This window comes from Streptomyces sp. NPDC086777, from assembly GCF_040702065.1.
Lineage (GTDB): Bacteria > Actinomycetota > Actinomycetes > Streptomycetales > Streptomycetaceae > Streptomyces.
Genome location: NZ_JBFBJI010000038.1, coordinates 1 through 16,460, shown reverse-complemented (window position 1 = coordinate 16,460; position 16,460 = coordinate 1). Strand labels below are relative to the sequence as shown.

The 16,460-nt window shown below is 69.8% G+C and carries 13 protein-coding genes and 1 pseudogene; 5 read left to right on the top strand and 9 right to left on the bottom strand.

Annotation, left to right across the window (positions count from 1 at the left end):
• The first annotated feature begins 62 nt into the window (after positions 1 to 62).
• Positions 63 to 1,922: a molecular chaperone DnaK gene (dnaK, locus tag AB0472_RS36560; protein WP_366363131.1), complete on the top strand. Its 1,860-nt coding sequence runs from the start codon at positions 63 to 65 to the stop codon at positions 1,920 to 1,922.
• Between the two features lie 175 nt (positions 1,923 to 2,097).
• On the opposite strand, the gene narJ is transcribed toward dnaK, so the two are convergent.
• The 5 genes and pseudogenes from narJ to AB0472_RS36535 all read right to left on the bottom strand — a co-directional run bounded on the left by narJ (position 2,098) and on the right by AB0472_RS36535 (position 5,770).
• A complete protein-coding gene (narJ, locus tag AB0472_RS36555; RefSeq protein ID WP_366363129.1) occupies positions 2,098 to 2,592 on the bottom strand; it encodes a nitrate reductase molybdenum cofactor assembly chaperone in 495 nt (164 codons plus the stop codon).
• Positions 2,593 to 2,801: 209 nt separating this feature from the next.
• Positions 2,802 to 3,035, bottom strand: a pseudogene (locus AB0472_RS36550) (hypothetical protein); the annotation flags it as partial.
• 78 nt (positions 3,036 to 3,113) lie between these two features.
• The gene (locus AB0472_RS36545) at positions 3,114 to 3,929 is read right to left on the bottom strand and encodes an SAM-dependent methyltransferase (RefSeq protein WP_366363127.1); all 816 of its coding nucleotides are present in this window, start codon (positions 3,927 to 3,929) and stop codon (positions 3,114 to 3,116) included.
• 42 nt (positions 3,930 to 3,971) lie between these two features.
• Entirely contained in the window at positions 3,972 to 4,832 is an 861-nt protein-coding gene (locus tag AB0472_RS36540) for a helix-turn-helix transcriptional regulator (protein WP_366363125.1), read from the bottom strand.
• A gap of 86 nt (positions 4,833 to 4,918) precedes the next feature.
• Positions 4,919 to 5,770, bottom strand: a complete 852-nt coding sequence (locus tag AB0472_RS36535; RefSeq protein ID WP_366363123.1) for a helix-turn-helix transcriptional regulator — start codon at positions 5,768 to 5,770, stop codon at positions 4,919 to 4,921.
• Between the two features lie 136 nt (positions 5,771 to 5,906).
• Between AB0472_RS36535 and AB0472_RS36530 the strand changes: the two genes are divergently transcribed.
• On the top strand, positions 5,907 to 6,212 hold the full coding sequence (locus AB0472_RS36530) for a 4a-hydroxytetrahydrobiopterin dehydratase (RefSeq protein ID WP_366363122.1): 306 nt from the start codon (positions 5,907 to 5,909) through the stop codon (positions 6,210 to 6,212).
• A gap of 102 nt (positions 6,213 to 6,314) precedes the next feature.
• On the opposite strand, the gene AB0472_RS36525 is transcribed toward AB0472_RS36530, so the two are convergent.
• The 3 genes from AB0472_RS36525 to AB0472_RS36515 form a co-directional block, all read right to left on the bottom strand.
• Entirely contained in the window at positions 6,315 to 6,929 is a 615-nt protein-coding gene (locus tag AB0472_RS36525; RefSeq protein ID WP_366363120.1) for a hypothetical protein, read from the bottom strand.
• Positions 6,926 to 7,621: an HIT domain-containing protein gene (locus AB0472_RS36520; RefSeq protein WP_366363118.1), complete on the bottom strand. Its 696-nt coding sequence runs from the start codon at positions 7,619 to 7,621 to the stop codon at positions 6,926 to 6,928. Before AB0472_RS36520 ends, AB0472_RS36525 begins: the two co-directional genes overlap by 4 nt.
• A 295-nt stretch (positions 7,622 to 7,916) precedes the next feature.
• On the bottom strand, positions 7,917 to 10,853 hold the full coding sequence (locus tag AB0472_RS36515) for a glycoside hydrolase family 48 protein (RefSeq protein WP_366363116.1): 2,937 nt from the start codon (positions 10,851 to 10,853) through the stop codon (positions 7,917 to 7,919).
• Between the two features lie 261 nt (positions 10,854 to 11,114).
• Here AB0472_RS36515 and AB0472_RS36510 point away from each other — a divergent pair, with 261 nt between their 5' ends.
• Positions 11,115 to 12,590: a cellulose binding domain-containing protein gene (locus AB0472_RS36510; protein ID WP_366363114.1), complete on the top strand. Its 1,476-nt coding sequence runs from the start codon at positions 11,115 to 11,117 to the stop codon at positions 12,588 to 12,590.
• Between the two features lie 67 nt (positions 12,591 to 12,657).
• Complete coding sequence (locus AB0472_RS36505) at positions 12,658 to 14,391, top strand: glycoside hydrolase family 6 protein (RefSeq protein ID WP_366363112.1); 1,734 nt, start codon at positions 12,658 to 12,660, stop codon at positions 14,389 to 14,391.
• Positions 14,392 to 14,511: 120 nt separating this feature from the next.
• Here AB0472_RS36505 and AB0472_RS36500 read toward each other — a convergent pair whose 3' ends face one another.
• Positions 14,512 to 15,324 (bottom strand): phytanoyl-CoA dioxygenase family protein, encoded by an 813-nt coding sequence (locus AB0472_RS36500; protein ID WP_366363110.1) that lies wholly within the window; start codon positions 15,322 to 15,324, stop codon positions 14,512 to 14,514.
• Between the two features lie 87 nt (positions 15,325 to 15,411).
• On the opposite strand from AB0472_RS36500, the gene AB0472_RS36495 reads away from it, so the two are divergent.
• Entirely contained in the window at positions 15,412 to 16,323 is a 912-nt protein-coding gene (locus tag AB0472_RS36495; RefSeq protein ID WP_366363109.1) for a class I SAM-dependent methyltransferase, read from the top strand.
• The last annotated feature ends 137 nt before the right edge of the window (positions 16,324 to 16,460 follow it).

Here is a 16,460-nt window from a genome sequence, read left to right as displayed (position 1 = left end):
CAACGGCTCGCTCAAGTTTTGTGCTGGAGTCGGGGAAGCGCCCGGGCGGAAAGGGGACGGACATGGCACGTGCGGTCGGTATCGACCTCGGTACGACGAACTCGGTGGTGGCCCTGCTGGAGGGCGGTGAGCCCACCGTCGTCGCCAACGCCGAAGGGGCGCGCACCACCCCGTCGGTCGTGGCCTTCGCGAAGAACGGCGACGTGCTGGTCGGCGAGGTCGCCAAGCGGCAGGCGGTGACCAACGTGGACCGCACCGCGCGCTCGGTCAAGCGGCACATGGGCGACGCGGCCTGGCGGTTCCCGGAGAGCGGGAGTGTCGACGGCACCCGGTTCCGGGCCCAGGAGCTGTCGGCGCGGGTGCTGCAGAAACTCAAGCGGGACACCGAGGCCTATCTCGGTGAGGACGTCACCGACGCGGTGATCACCGTGCCCGCGTACTTCGACGACGCGCAGCGGCAGGCCACCAAGGAGGCCGGGGAGATCGCCGGCCTGAAGGTGCTGCGGATCATCAACGAGCCGACGGCCGCGGCGCTGGCCTACGGCCTGGACCGGGGCGAGGAGCAGACGGTCCTCGTCTTCGACCTCGGGGGCGGCACCTTCGACGTGTCGCTCCTGGAGATCGGCGACGGCGTGATCGAGGTCAAGGCCACCAACGGCGACACGCACCTGGGCGGCGACGACTGGGACCAGCGCATCGTCGAGCACCTCGTGAAGCGGTTCAAGGGGCAGTACGGCGTCGACCTGAGCAACGACAAGATGGCCGTGCAGCGGCTGCGCGAGGGTGCCGAGAAGGCGAAGATCGAGCTGTCGTCGTCGACGGAGACATCGGTCAACCTGCCGTACGTCACCGCCTCCGCCCAGGGGCCGCTGCATCTGGAGGAGAAGCTGACGCGGGCCCAGTTCCAGGAGCTCACGGCCGACCTGCTGGACCGCTGCAAGAAGCCCTTCCACCAGGCCGTCAAGGACGCGGGCGTGCAGGTGTCGGCGATCGACCACGTCATCCTGGTCGGTGGGTCCACCCGGATGCCCGCCGTCACCGACCTGGTCCGTGAACTCACCGGCAAGGACCCGCACAAGGGCGTCAACCCGGACGAGGTGGTCGCGGTCGGCGCGGCCCTCCAGGCGGGAGTCATCCGCGGCGACGTGAAGGACGTGCTGCTGCTCGACGTCACCCCGCTGTCCCTGGGCATCGAGACCAAGGGCGGCATCATGACCAGGCTGATCGAGCGCAACACCACCATCCCGACCCGGCGTTCGGAGATCTTCACGACCGCGGCCGACAACCAGCCCTCCGTGGGCATCCAGGTCTACCAGGGCGAACGCGAAATCGCCGCGTACAACAAGAAGCTGGGCGTCTTCGACCTCACCGGTCTGCCGCCCGCACCGCGCGGGGTGCCGCAGATCGAGGTGGCCTTCGACATCGACGCCAACGGGATCATGCACGTCTCGGCGAAGGACCTGGCGACCGGCCGCGAGCAGAAGATGACCGTGACCGGCGGCTCCGCCCTCCCCAAGGACGACATCGACCGCATGATGCGGGAGGCCGAGCAGTACGCCGAGGAGGACCGCAAGCGGCGAGAGGCCGCGGAGACCCGGAACCAGGCCGAGCAACTCGTCTACCAGACCGAGAATTTCCTCCGGGAGAACGAGGAGCGGGTGCCGGGCGGCACGAAGTCCGAGGTCGAGGCCGCGATCACCGAGCTGAAGGCGCTGCTGGAGCGGGACGCCGACACCGGGGAGCTGCGGCAGGGGGTGGAGAGACTGGCGAGCGTGAGTCAGCAGATGGGGCAGGCCATGTACGCGGCGGCTGCCTCCGGCGGTTCGGCCGAGGAACAGCGGGCGCCCGAGGCCGCCGAGGAGGAGGGGGTGGTGGACGCCGAGATCGTGGACGACGAGAGGGACCGGGGCGCGGCCGGGTGAGGCACCGCCGGGCTGCGCCGTCGTGGCTGAGCCCCGTTGCGGCGGAAGGACGTCTGGTTGCGGGCGGGGGCCCGGCTGCTGGTCCAGCCGTACCTGTCGTAGTGGTGGCGCCGGACGACGCCGGCGGCCGGCGGCGCGAGGACCACGTAGCGCAGGGCGCCCCGCGGGAGGGTGGTCATGGGCGGACTCCGCCGGGCGGGGTCGGCAGGGCGGCGCAGACCGCGTCCAGGACGCACGCGTACGGGGTGCCGAAGTCGGCCAGTCTGGCGCGGAGTTGCGACAGGCAGTCGCGGTGCTCGGTCAGCAGGTCGGTGTTGCCGGTGCGGGCCGTGAACTCCAGGACGGCGGGGAGGAAGTCCGGCAGTTCCTCGCCGGTGAACTCCATGCCGTAGGCCTTGTAGATGTCCTGGAAGCGGACCAGGGACATGCCCCGGCGGTGGGTGTCGCCGTCCCGCCACCAGCTGAGGTAGAGGCTGTGCCGGTTCTTGAAGTCGAAGACCTGCACGTAGTGCGCGGCCAGCTCCTGCGGTGGGGTCACCGTCGCATGGTCGGTGAACTCCCGCAGTTGCGGGGCGGCTTCGCGCAGCAGCGGCAACCGGGCGACGAAGTCGTCGTCCGGGTAGGTCAGACAGAGCGCCGCCGCCTGGTAGAACACCGCGTCCGAGGGCATCAGTCCTCCTTCGCCTCGTCGGGGGTGCCGGCGGTCTGCCGTCTGCGCAGACCGTGGAGGTTCCGCACCGACACCACAGGGAGCAGTTTCCGCCCCGAGTCCCGGCCGAAGCGGCCGTCGCCGCCCATGCCGGGGCTGCCGTCGGGGCGTTCGAGCCCCGCATCATCGCAGGGGCCGCGTCCCGCCGGTCGCCCGACTCCGGCACGGCTGATCCCGTCCTTGACGTACCCCTTCCAGCGGCACGAGCCGGTGCGGTTCACCCCGTGGGTGGAGCGGACCACCCTGTCGTGGCTCCGTCGGTCCCGGTGGAAGGCGTCCGCCTCCCGGCCGCCGGTCAGGGCCGCGCTGTGCAGGTCGGGCGCGGGCGTGCCCGGCCGGAAGAACCGGGCGGCGCTCAGCAGCGCCGCGCCCGGCTCCTTCGGCGGTGTCCGCGTGTCGGTCACGTCCGCTCCCTCGCTCACCCGTCGCTTCGACGCTAGGGGCGGGCCGGGGAACGCACCTGTTCAGGGCAGCCGGACGGGTCAGACCTTGCGGGCGACCCCGCCGTACACCGGCACGATGCCCTCCGCCTGGACGGCCACGTCCTCCGGCTCCGGGCGCCAGCCGGAGACCGGGATCACCCCGGGGCCGAGCAGCTCCAGCCCCTCGAAGAAGCGCCGGAACGCGGGCAGCGAGCGCGGGTGGAAGGGCGTACCGCTGCGCCGGAAGTTCGCGGCCGCCTGCTCGACCGCCTCCGGGCTGAGGTCCGGGGTGACCTGGGAGAGGATCAGATGGCTGCCGGGGGCGAGCGCCCCGACGTACCTGCGCAGCAGGCCGTACACGTCGTCGCCGTCCGGGTCGTCGTCGAGGTAGTGGGTCAGCGCCACCAGCGACAGCGACACGGGCTCCGCGAAGTCCAGGGTCTCGGCGGCCCGGGCCAGCAGGGTGTCGACGTCCCGGACGTCCGCGTGCACGTACGCGGTACTGCCCTCCTTTGCGCCGCGCAGCAGTGCCTCCGCGTGACGCAGCACGATCGGGTCGTTGTCCGCGTACACCACCCTCGACGCCGCCGCCACGCCCTGCGCCACCTGGTGCAGGTTGGGCTCGGTCGGGATGCCCGTGCCGATGTCCAGGAACTGCCGGGTGCCGGACGCGGCGACGGTCCGCACGGCCCGCTGCATGAAGCGGCGGTTGGCGCGCGCCCCGCGCAGCACCGTACCGTCCACGGCGAGGATCCGCCGGGCCAGCTCCTCGTCCACCGGGTAGTTGTCCTTGCCGCCCAGCCACCAGTCGTACACCCGCGCCGGATGCGGCCGGCTCGTGTCGATCGAGGTCGGGGCGGGCTCGGGTGCGCTCACAGCCTGTGCTCCTCCGGTCAGGGTCTGACGCGGTACGCCCGCTCAGAGCTTGTCGCGGTACTCCCGCAGCAGGCCCTCGGTCCGCTGTGCCGAGGCCGCGCGGGCCGTCATGTGGTCCAGGACCTCCAGGTGCGCCCCGACCTCGTCGCGGGAGTCCAGGTACAGGGCGCCGGTCAGGTACTCGGTGAAGACCATGTCGGGCAGCTCGGGCTCGGCGAACCGGAACAGCGTGAACGGCGCGTACGTCCCCGGGTGCGGGCCGCTCGCGAACTCGGCCAGCTGCAGGGTGATCCGGTCCCGTTCGAGGTAGGCGAGGAGCTTGTCGACCTGGTCGCGCATCACCTCGGCGTCGCCGGCCGGGCGCCGCAGCACCGTCTCGTCCATGATCACCCACAGGTGGGGCGGATCGTCCTGCTCCAGCAGCCGCTGCCGGGTCATGCGCAGCGCCACGTGCCGCTCCACGGCCGCGGGATCACTGTGGCCGATCGTCCCGGACTCCATCACGGCCCGCGCGTACGCCTCGGTCTGCAACAGGCCGGGAAGGAAGTGCGGCTCGTAGGAGCGGATGACCCGGGCGGCGCCCTCCAGGCTCACGTACAGGCTGAACCAGTCCGGCAGCACGTCGTGGAACCGCTGCCACCAGCCCGGCTGGTTGGCCTCCTCGGCCAGCCGCACGAACGCGGCCTGCTCCTCCTCGGCCACCCCGTACGTCTCCAGCAGCACCTGGATGTACGGGATCTTCAGCGCGACCTCGGCCATCTCCATCCGCCGTACGGTCGCCTGGGCCACCCGCAGGACCCGCGCCGCCTCGTCGCGGCCCAGGCCGGCCGCCTCGCGCAGCTCCTGCAGCCGCTTGCCGAGCACGACCTGCCCCACTGTGGGCGCAGCACGCCGTTCACTCACGCCACGCCTCCCCAACGTGCCCAAGTACGGGGAGCAGTGTGTCACGCGATGCCGCGTCGCACACCTGGTCGAGGGAACTGCTTCCGTCAACTTACCAACGAGTTCAGGTACTTGGCGGTGGCCGGGTCCGCGGGCAGGAACGTCTCGATGGCCAGCTCGGCGACCGTCACGTCCATCGGCGTGTTGAACGTCGAGATCGACGACACGAACGACAGCACCCGCCCCGCGTGCTCGATCCGCAGCGGCAGCGCGAAGTACGCGACGGCCGCCGCGGGTTCGGCGGGTTCGGCGGGTTCCCCGGCCTCCGCATCGGCCGGCAGCGGGTAGGCGGCGACCTCCTCGTACAGCTCCCGCAGCACGTCGGAGCGGTGCAGCGCGATCTGCCGCGCCATCTGTTCCAGGAGATGCCCGCGCCACTCCCGCAGGTTGCGGATGCGCGGCGCCAGCCCCTCCGGGTGCAGGGTCAGCCGCATCGCGTTCGGTGCGGGCGCGAGCAGTGACTCCGGGACGCCCTCCAGGAGCATGGCGATGCCCCGGTTGGCGGCGACCACCGTGTACGTGGCGTCCACGACCAGCGCCGGATACGGCTCGTAGCCCCGGATCAGCCGCTCCATGCCGTCGCGCAGCGCCTCCAGCGCCGGGTCGTCCAGCGGTGTCTCCGGGTAGTGCGGGGCGTAACCGGCCGCCAGCAGCAGCGCGTTGCGCTCGCGTACCGGTACGTCCAGGTGCTCGGCCAGGCGCAGCACCATCTCCTCGCTCGGCCGCGACCGGCCCGTCTCGACGAAGCTGATGTGCCGGGCCGAGGAGTCGGCACGCAGTGCCAGCTCCAGCTGGCTCACCCGCCGCCGCTCCCGCCAGGCGCGCAGCAGCGGGCCGACGCCCTGGTCGCCGGGGACGGTGGGGCGGGAGGGAGCGGGGCCGGAGGCGACAAGGGTCATGCCGACGACGGTAGCCGAGGACCGTGGCCGGTGACCGGACACGCTCGCGTGCGCACGGCTCGGACGGCCCGTCCGTGGCAGGCTGAACGCAGCCACGCCCACGTCACTTGCAGGTCCCCGGGAAGGAAGCCGCACCATGGCCGTCGCACCGCTGTCGCAGCAGGAGACCGAGGACCGGCTGGCCGAGCTGCCCGGCTGGTCGCTGGACGGCGACCGGCTCGCCCGCGCCTACCGCCTCGACTCGCACTTCGCCGCCGTCGCCCTGGTCGTGCACATCGCCCACATCCAGGACGAACTCGACCACCATTCCGACCTCACCCTCGGCTACAACACCGTCACCCTCACCGTGAACACCCACAGCGTGGGCGGCGCCGTCACCGCCAAGGACTTCGAACTCGCTCACAGGGTTGAGGACATCGCCCCAGGCCACGGCACACACTGAGCCGTGTGCTCGACCTGGCGCCGCGCCGCCGCATTACCCGGCGCGCTCGTCCTGTTGTGAGAACTCCCCTTCTGCCTGTCGTTGCCTCACTTTGCGGAAGCGTTACCGCATCCGTTGAGCATCGTCATGGGGCTGGACGACCCTCATATAGGGAGATCGAAGAAAGAGATAGAACTCTGAGGCGGAAGCAAGAAGGGAGATGGAGACCGTTGGGAGAGTCAACCACGTCCAGTGGGTCTCATCCAGGGTGTAGGCCATAATTCCCAGCAGAGCAATTAAGAGGTATCCGAAAGCCAGCTCAAAAACTCCTTTCCAAATGACTGTGGTTCTCTTGACCGGGAGTTTCCAGCCGGTATGGTATTCGCGTATTGCCGAACTCGTCTCCGGGCTGGGCGAAACCTCTCCACTCTGGATTTCGTTGATCAGGATGCGTTGCAGCAGGGACCAGCGCATCACGTTGATGTAGCCTTTCATGGCGCGCACCATGAAGTGTGCTACAAAAATCAGCAGGCTGGCAATTCCGAGGAGGCTCGGCTGGTCGGGGAAGCCGGATCGGCCGACTATGAAAACGATCCCCGTGGTGGCGGCTGTCAATCCCCACGTCGTCGCGTTCTGCAATTCGCCGATGGAGGTCTGCTTCTCCGTGGCCAGAGTCCCCAGGTACTGAAGAGAGAAATCTCGCCCCGACCCGGCCGGGTCGGGATGATCGGCGGTCACTCCACCCTCCAGAGTTCAGTGCTGCCTGTTAGCCGGAGTACGGTTGATCTCATGTTCTCCTTCTCGGGAAACACTGCCCAGTCCCATTCGTCCGGTCTGCCTTCGAGTTGACACAGTAAGCGGCGGAGGAACTGTGAGGGAGGTGGCGAGAGGGGGTCCGGAGAGAAAGTGAACACCTCTCCCCGTTTACTTCCCAGCAAGTAGGGCTCGTCTTCGCCAAATTTGCCAATCAGATCACCGAGGGAGTCTATTTTGGAATAACGCATCGACCGCTTCAAGTGATTGCAGGGATCTACCTCCGTCGGTACGAAGTGCAGGTGCGCATGATCGATGCATGAACCGGACTTGGCTCTGATGGAGCGGCTACCGTGCTCGAAGATAAATGGATCCGTGTACACTTTCGACAGCGTGTCCCGAATTTTTCGAAACCACATATCTGCGCCGGCGGCCTCGTCGTCCGTCAGATTGGCGAAGCAGCGCGTGTGACGGCGAGGCAGGAGAAGGACGTACCCCGGGTTTATGGCGCCGATACCCGCCACAACCGTGAAGAGGTCATCCTGGGCGACCGTGCGATTCAAGAGCTCGTCAGCCGGAAACAGACTGCGGAATTCGCTGTCGTCTACGTCATTGAATTCATGACAGAACGGGCAATCCATGGCCCCCCCGGCGACTCTGGCGGAATCCCCCTGCATGTCAGCTCCTGCCCTACCCGCCGAAGGTGTGCGGGAAACCGCGGCTCGGCAGTGATCACGGAGGCCAAGGGCGGTTTGGGGTCTGTGACGCGGTGGGTTCTGCCGTACCTGCCCTCGCGTCTTCAGAGGGAGGTTGATCGACTGGTGATCGCGTATCACGGGTTGCCACCGCCGCCTGGCAGACCGTTGCCGGGCCGTCCCCGGTGCGGGTGAGGACGGCCCGACAGGCGGTTCTGTCGAAGCGTGCGTCGGGCACGGCGCCCCGTAAGGGGCGCTGGGGGTACCCCCGGCCGGACTACTCCAGCAGCTCCGCGTACGACCCCATGGCGAGCGCGATGTCCGCCTGGGCCCAGAACCGGTGATACGTGAAGACAGGCGCGGCCCCGCCCGCCAGATAGCTCTGGATTTTCGACCACGCCGGGTCGTTCCGGTAGAAGGACCGCAGCGAGGCGAACGTCGACGACGAGTTGATCGCGTCGCCGTTCGGCATCTTCCCGCTCCACCCGCTCGGCACGTACACGCTGTCGTCGAAGCGGTTGTAGTCGGCCCGCGTCTCCGGCACCGCGATCCCCAGGCTGTCCTGGTAGTTGGCCCACATGCCGTCGAGCAGCGCCTTGGCCGTCGACTTCGCCGTCGCGTCACCGGACCTGGCGGCGTAGTACGTCAGCGTCTTCGCGTACGCGGCGGCGACGCCCACGTCGTTCGTGTAGTCGGAGACCGTGACGTGAAGTCCGCTGTTCGCCCCGGGACTCGACGCGTTCCAGGTGTCGGGCTGGCCCGACCACTGGAGCGTCGACGGGATGAGATACGTGCCGTCCGGGTTGATCGTGGTCCTGGACAGCGCCCACGCCACCCACTTGTCGAGGATCGTCTTCGCCGTGGCGTTGCCGGTCTGCTGGTAATACTCGGCGACCCGCTCCATCGACCAGGCCTGGAAGCCGAACCACTGGTTGGACGGCGGGTCGTGGTACACCGGCTCCCAGTCGTAGTACATGCCGTAGAACGTCGACGTACCGGACGGCGGGCTCGCGTACCGCCCCTGCCAGCTGTTGGTGGCGCCGCCCGCGATGGCACCCTCGGACGACTGCAGCCAGCGGTAGAACTCCAGCTGCCGGGTGAGGGACGTGCCCCAGTCCGACGCCCCCGTCGCCGACTTGGGCTTCAGGTCGGCGTACGAGCTGAGCGCGTAGGCGGCCAGCGGGTTCTGGTAGCCGCCGTGCACATGGCTGGAGCCGATCCGCCAGGCCCATCCGGCGCTGCTGTCGGTGGCCCCGCCCCACGCGTAGTACCAGGAGAGCAGGTAGTCCGAGGCGTCCTTGCCGGTGCCGGCCGGGCAGGTCGTCGGGCCCACGCAGTTGCCGATCTTCTTGAAGTACTTGTCGTACATCGCGTAGCGCAGGTAGTCGCCCATCTTCGCCGCCTTGCCCACGGTGGCGGAGACGTCGCTGCCCTTGCCCTGCTCCTTCGCCCACACGTCGGCCCAGTACGCGGCCTGCACCGCGCGCGCGTCGGCATCCGGGGCGTCCGTGTACTTCCACTGCCTGGCGTAGGACGAGTCGCCGGTGAAGAGGTCCAAGTAGCCGTTCGTCCCACCGTACTTGAAGGCGTCGCAGGTCGGCTGCGGAACCGTCTCCCACACCGACTCCTGCGGTCCGCGCTGGAAGGTGTTGATGTACGACGGCCCGTCCGCGCCCGGACCCGCCTCGCAGCCGCCGCCGGGGGTGTCGCCGTAGCCGTAGACGTTGTCGACGTCCTCCAGCCAGTGCATGCCGTACACGTCGTCCGTGCCGTACGCGGACTTCAGCTCACCCGCGATCGGGTCCGAGCCCACCGGCACCGAGGTGTCCAGCCTCGCCGGGTACTCGTTCGGGGTGTCCAACTCCGGTGCGTAGGTGGCCGGTTTGGACGCGTTGTAGAAGGAACCGGTCGGTTGGTCGGCGTGGGTCGGGATCATGTACTTCTCCATGAGGGCCCACGCGCCGTTGAACTTGGACCAGTCACCCGTCACCTTGCCGTACATGGCCTGCAGCCAGAGAAGATAGCTGTACGCCTCCGACGTGGTCTCGTGGCCCTGGTCCGGGGCCTCCACGATCAGCGTCTCGACCGAGTGGTAGGGGATGCCCTCGGGGGAGAAGTAGCCGTTCGCCGGGTTGGTGATCCTGCCGTACAGGTCCAGGAACCGCGCGTCGTACGCGCTTGACGCGGCCAGTTCGGTCACGGTGACCGTGGCGGCGGTGTAGCCGGTCGCCGACGCCGTGAAGGTCGCGGTGCCGGTGCCCGCGGAGTCCGCGGCCACCGTCACGTTCTGCGCGGTGCTCCAGTTGGCCGGCGTGAACGTCAGCGAGGAACCGGCGCTCACCGAGAGGCCGGTGTTGCCGGCCGTGCGGGCCACGGACACCGTGACGTTGGCGCTGGGCTGCTTCGACAGACTCACCCCGAAGCTGCCCGTCGCGCCCTGCTGGATGCCCAGCTGAGCCGGCGAGGCCACCACCGCGGGGCCCGCGGCGACCGTGATGCCGACCGGCGTCGAGGACGCGGTCGCGCCCAGGCTGTCGTACGCCTTCGCCACCAGTGAATGACTGCCCACGGTCAGACTGGAGGTCGACAGCGTGTACGGCGCCGACGTGTCGGCGCCCAGCAGCGTGGTGTCGTCGTAGAACTCCACCTTGCCGATCGTCGCGCCGTCGGCCGCCGCCGCGGTCGCCGCCAGCGGCACCGCGTCGCCCTGGGTGTAGACCGCGCCCGCGCTCGGGCTGGTCAACACGGTGATGGGCGGCTGGTGGGCGCCGGCGCAGGTCGTGCCGTTGACCGCGAAGCCCGCCGGGGCCGCGTTGCTGCCCGTGTACGAGAACTGGGCGCCCGTCGACACGGCCGCGCCGGCCGCGATCGTGCCGTTGTACGACGCGTTCTGCACGGTGACCGAGGTGCCGGACTGGGACCAGGTGCCGTTCCAGCCGCTGACCAGCTTCTGGTCGCCGGTGTACGCGTAGGTCAGCGTCCAGCCGTTGATCGCGTCGGTCCCGCGGTTGGTGAGGGTGAGGTCGGCGGTGAAGCCGGTGCCCCAGTCGTTCGTCCTGTAGTCCACGCTGCACTGGACGGTCGCAGCCCGAGCGGGGGTCGCACCGGTCGCGAGCATGGACAGCGGCAGGGCGAGGGCCGCGACGACGGCCGTCCACAACCGTCGCTCGGCTCTGCCCCTCCGCCCGGGGTGTAAGGCATGTCCGGGTCGCATGTGCTGGTTCCTCCTTGCGCTTGCGGCTCGAGGAGAAGTCAAGGCTTGAACCAGTGGGAGCGCTCCCATAGTGAAGACATGGCATGGCGCGGTCAAGGCCGTTGAAGAGTCGAAAAGATTCGACCGAGGTCATTGAGGAAAAGCCGAGCAACTCCTCTGTTCTTTGCTCGCACTTGGCGCTACCTTCCTTCGCACCAGTGGGAGCGGTTCCATTCGGTCGACGCGTCCGTCACGACGCGCCCGAGCTGCAAGGAGTCGCTCATGCGACACCCCCCGCGTTCGGTTCTTTTAGCCGTCACCGGTGCGGCCGCCGTAGTCGGCGCCGCGCTGGTGCCGGTGGTGTCGGCGTCCGGCGCGACGCCCGCCTGCACGGTGGAGTACGCGGTCACCAGCCAGTGGGACACCGGGTTCCAGGGCTCCGTGACCGTCACCAACAACATGGCCGCCCTGAGCAGTTGGAGCCTGGTCTTCGACCTCGCGGACGGTCAGGAGGTCACCCAGGGCTGGAACGCCAAGTGGTCCCAGTCCGGTACGACGGTCACCGCCGCCAACGAGAGCTGGAACGGCTCCCTCGCGACCGGCGCGAGCGTCGGCGCCGGGTTCCTCGGGACCTGGTCGGGGAGCAACCCGGTCCCGACGGCGTTCCGGCTCAACGGCACCACGTGCAACGTCGATTCACAGCCCACGCCCACCCCCACGCCGACCGGGCCGCCCGCCGGCGGGACGGCACCGGCCCTGCACGTCTCCGGCACCAGACTCGTGGACGCGAACGGCACGGCCCGCCGCCTGCTCGGCGTGAACCGCTCCGGCGGCGAGTTCATGTGCGTGCAGGGCTACGGCATCTGGGACGGACCGGTGGACGACGCGGCGATCAGGGCGATCGCCGACTGGAAGGCCAATGCCGTCCGCATCCCCCTCAACGAGGAGTGCTGGCTGGGCCTTTCCAATGTCAAGCCCGAGTACGCGGGCGTCCACTACATCGAGGCGGTGAAGGAACTGGTGACCCGGGTCGAGTCGTACGGCCTGACCCCGGTCCTCGACCTCCACTGGACCTACGGGCAGTACACCGGGAACTCGGCCGGCTGCTCCGACGTGCACGCCACCTGCCAGAAGCCGATGCCGGACGCCCAGTACAGCCCGTCCTTCTGGTCCTCGGTGGCCGGCACCTTCAAGGACGACCAGGCGGTCGTCTTCGACCTGTTCAACGAGCCCTACCCGGACCGGGCGACCTCGACGGCCACCCAGGCCTGGCAGTGCTGGCGCGACGGCGGCACCTGCCCGGGCATCGGCTACGAGGTCGCCGGGATGCAGGACCTGGTGGACAGCGTCCGGGGCGCCGGGGCCCGGAACGTGATCATGGTCGGCGGCCTCGCGTACTCGAACGACCTCGGCCAGTGGCTGACGTACGAGCCCACCGACCCGGCCGGCAACCTCGTCGCCGCCTACCACGGCTACAACTTCAACACCTGTGCCGGTGAGAGCTGCTGGAACTCCACGCTCGCCCCGGTCGCGGCCCGGGTGCCGCTGGTCGCCGGGGAGATCGGCGAGAACACCTGCTCGCACGCGTTCGTCGACCAGGTCATGAAGTGGTTCGACGACCGCGGCCTGTCCTACCTGGGCTGGACCTGGAACACCTGGGACTGCTCCGCCGGCCCGTCCCTGATCTCCGACTACAGCGGTACGCCCACGGCGTACGGCGCCGGACTGCGCGACCACCTGCGGGCCGTCAACCCGTAACCGCGCCCATCGAAGAAGCACGTGCTGCCAAGAAGCACGTGCGCCCGAGAAGAAGGAACCCGCACTCATGAGTCGTACCAGAACAGCGGTCTTCGCCGCCCTGGCGCTCGTCGCCGGGGTATCGGGTCCGGCGGTCGCCGTGACCCCCGCCGCCCAGGCGGCGATCTCCGCGATTCCCTGCACCGTCGACTACAAGATCCAGAACGACTGGGGATCCGGCTTCACCGCCGCGGTCACGGTCACCAACAACGCCGCTGCGCGCTCGAGTTGGTCGGTGAAGTGGTCATACGCCGGAAACCAGCAGGTGAGCAGCGCCTGGAACACCAGCCTCACCCAGAGCGGTACCGCCGTCACCGCCAACAACGAGACCTACAACGGCACGCTGGCGACCGGCGGTTCGGTCAGCTTCGGCTTCAACGGGACGTACACCGGCAGCAACGCGATCCCGGCCGCCTTCACCCTCGACGGCGTCACCTGCAACGTCGACGACGGCACCGGCAGCGGTGGTGGCGGAGGCGGCGGGGGCGGCAACGGCGGCGGCTCCGGTACCCGCGTCGACAACCCGTACTCCGGCGCCAAGGTGTACGTGAACCCCGAGTGGTCCGCGAAGGCCGCCGCGGAACCGGGCGGCACCCGGGTCTCCAACCAGCCGACGGGGGTCTGGCTCGACCGCATCGCCGCGATCAACGGCGTCAATGGCGGCATGGGTCTGCGTGACCATCTGGACGCGGCCCTCGCGCAGAAGGGCAGCGGCGAGGAAGTCGTCCAGCTGGTCGTCTACGACCTGCCCGGACGTGACTGCTCGGCCCTCGCGTCGAACGGCGAGCTCGGCCCGACGGAGATCGACAAGTACAAGACGCAGTTCATCGACCCGATCGCGGCGATCCTCTCCGACTCCAAGTACGCCTCGCTGCGGATCGTCACCACCATCGAGATCGACTCGCTGCCCAACCTGGTCACCAACACCGGCAGCCGGGCCACCGCCACCGCCAACTGCGACACCATGCTGGCCAACGGCAACTACGTGAAGGGCGTCGGCTACGCCCTCGCCAAGCTCGGCGCGATCCCCAACGTCTACAACTACCTCGACGCCGGCCACCACGGCTGGCTCGGCTGGGACGACAACTTCGCCCCCTCGGCCGGCATCTTCAAGCAGGCGGCCACCAGCGAGGGCGCGACCGTCGACGACGTGCAGGGCTTCATCACCAACACGGCCAACTACAGCGCCCTGAAGGAGAACAACTTCACCGTCGACGACACGGTGAACGGCACCTCCGTCCGCCAGTCCAAGTGGGTCGACTGGAACCGCTACGTCGACGAGCTGTCCTTCGCCCAGGCCTTCCGCACGGAACTGGTCTCGGTCGGCTTCAACTCCGGCATCGGCATGCTGATCGACACCTCCCGCAACGGCTGGGGCGGCAGCGCACGGCCGGCCGGCCCCGGCCCGACGACCAGCGTGGACGCGTACGTCGACGGCGGCCGCTACGACCGCCGGATCCACATCGGCAACTGGTGCAACCAGGCGGGAGCCGGCCTCGGCGAGCGCCCGCAGGCCGCCCCGGCCACCGGGATCGACGCCTACGTCTGGATGAAGCCTCCGGGTGAGTCCGACGGCTCCAGCACCGCCATCGCGAACGACGAGGGCAAGGGCTTCGACCGGATGTGCGACCCGACGTACACGGGCAATGCGCGCAACGGCAACAGCATGTCCGGCGCACTGCCGAACGCGCCGCTGTCGGGGCACTGGTTCTCCGCCCAGTTCCAGCAGCTGATGGCGAACGCGTACCCGCCGTTGTCGTGACGATCGGCTGAGCCGCGATCGACACGGCGGGGCCGGGTGTGGCCGGCCGCGCAGTTCCTCCCCCCGGCCTTCGACCGGGGGACCCCCAGCGCTCCTTCGGGGCGCTGGGGGTCGCCGGGGTCAGCCGGCGGGGGAGAGGCCGAGGCGGATCGCGTGCTCCACCGCCGAGTAGTCGCCGTCGGGGCGGTCCAGCTCGTAGGGGACGGCCGGCAGCAACGGCGGCTGGGCCATGAAGCGGGGGCGGGTGCCGTGGTGCGGCTGGGCCGCGTGGACCAGGAAGGGGTGGCAGAGGTAGACGTCACCGGGGTGGCCGGTGGCGTACGCGATGGGACGGTGCGCGGAGGCCTCGACGACCTCGGGGGCGATGTCCAGCATCGAGACGCCCGCCTCGCCGTACGGCTCCAGGACCGGCGGGATGTCGAAATGCGAGCCGAGGCGGATCCGGGTGGGCGCGTCCTGCTCGGTCACCTCGGAGAAGAGGAACAGCATCAGCAGCGCACGGTCGCGGGAGCGCAGGTTCGTGTGGTACCAGCGGGTCTCGACGCCGTCCGGGAGGTAGCTGCCCTCTATGTGCCAGCCCGCGTCGTCGGGCTCCTCCGGGTGCGGGAACCGGAGGGGAAAGCTCCCCAGCGAGTACCGGGGGAGCCAGCGGGCCTCGCCCACCAGCAGATCGAACGCCCGGTGCAGTGCCACGGAGTTGGCGGCCGCCGCGAACGGGCCCTGGGCCATGCCCCCCACCCACACCACGGGGTCCTGCCAGCTGTCGGGCGCCTGCGGGTCGTACCCCGTCTCGCGCCACAGCAGCCGGGCGCAGTCCTCGGCGACGCGCGGCGGGAACGCGCCCTCGATCTTCACGAAACCCTCGGTCAGGAAGCGGTCCACCAGCTCGTCGTCCACCCGGCCATCCTGGACCGTGCGCCTTGCCGTCCGCATCCGGTTTTTTGCCGCACCGGCAACAGGACTGGCCTCCGGGCGGTGCGCCGTCGCACCCTGGCGGCACCCGGACGAGAGGCTGACCCCATGGCGCACGACCACCACCCCACGGACACCCACAAGCACGCCCGTTCCCACGACCACGCCCACTCCGGCACCGACATCGACTGGGCCGGGATGGTCGATCACCTGGAGTCGCAGGCGGAGCTCTTCGCGCCCCTGTACGAGAGCGCGCTGAGCTGGCTCGGCAAGGAGGTCACCGAGCCGGGGCTGATCGTCGACGTCGGCAGCGGGCCGGGGGTGGTGTCGTGTCTGTTCGCCGAGGTGTTCCCGGGCGCGCGGGTGCTGGCCGTGGACGGCAGCGAGCCGCTGCTCGACCGGGCCCGTGCCCGCGCCGAGCGGCTGGGCGTGGCCGACCGCTTCGGCGTGCTCGCCGGTGAACTCCCGGGTGCGCTGGAGGAGCTGGACTACCCGGCCGACCTGCTGTGGGCCGGGCACAGCCTGCACCACCTCGGCGACCAGCGGGCCGCGCTCGCCGCCTTCGCCGGGCGGCTGGCACCGGGCGGCACGCTGGCCGTTCTCGAAGGCGGCCTGCCCAGCCGCTTCCTGCCCCGCGACATCGGCATCGGCCGCCCCGGGCTCCAGGCCCGCCTGGACGCGCTGCAGGAGGAGTGGTTCGCGCAGATGCGCGCCGAACTGCCCGGCTCCGTCGCCGAGACCGAGGACTGGCCGACCCTGCTCTCCTCCGTCGGCCTCAAGTACGCGCGTACCCGCAGCTTCCTGATCGACCTGCCGGCGCCCGCCTCCGACCGGGCCCGCGCCTACGCCGTCGAGATCTTCTCCCGCTTCCGCGACACCCTCACCGACGACCTCCACACCGAGGACCGCGCCACCCTGGACCGCCTCCTCGACCCGGCCGACCCGGCCGGCCTGCAGCGCAGGCCCGACCTGTTCGTCCTCGGCGCCCGCACGGTGCACACGGCGGTACGGCCCGTCTGAGACCCGGGCGGCCCGGCCGGGTTCGGGGGCCGCTGCGGTCGCGGAGGAAGGCGCGCTCCGCGGCCGCCCGGACGCGGGCAGTTCGACCAACCCCGACCCGGCACGGCTCCGAGGCCCGGTACGCCGACGCCGTCGAG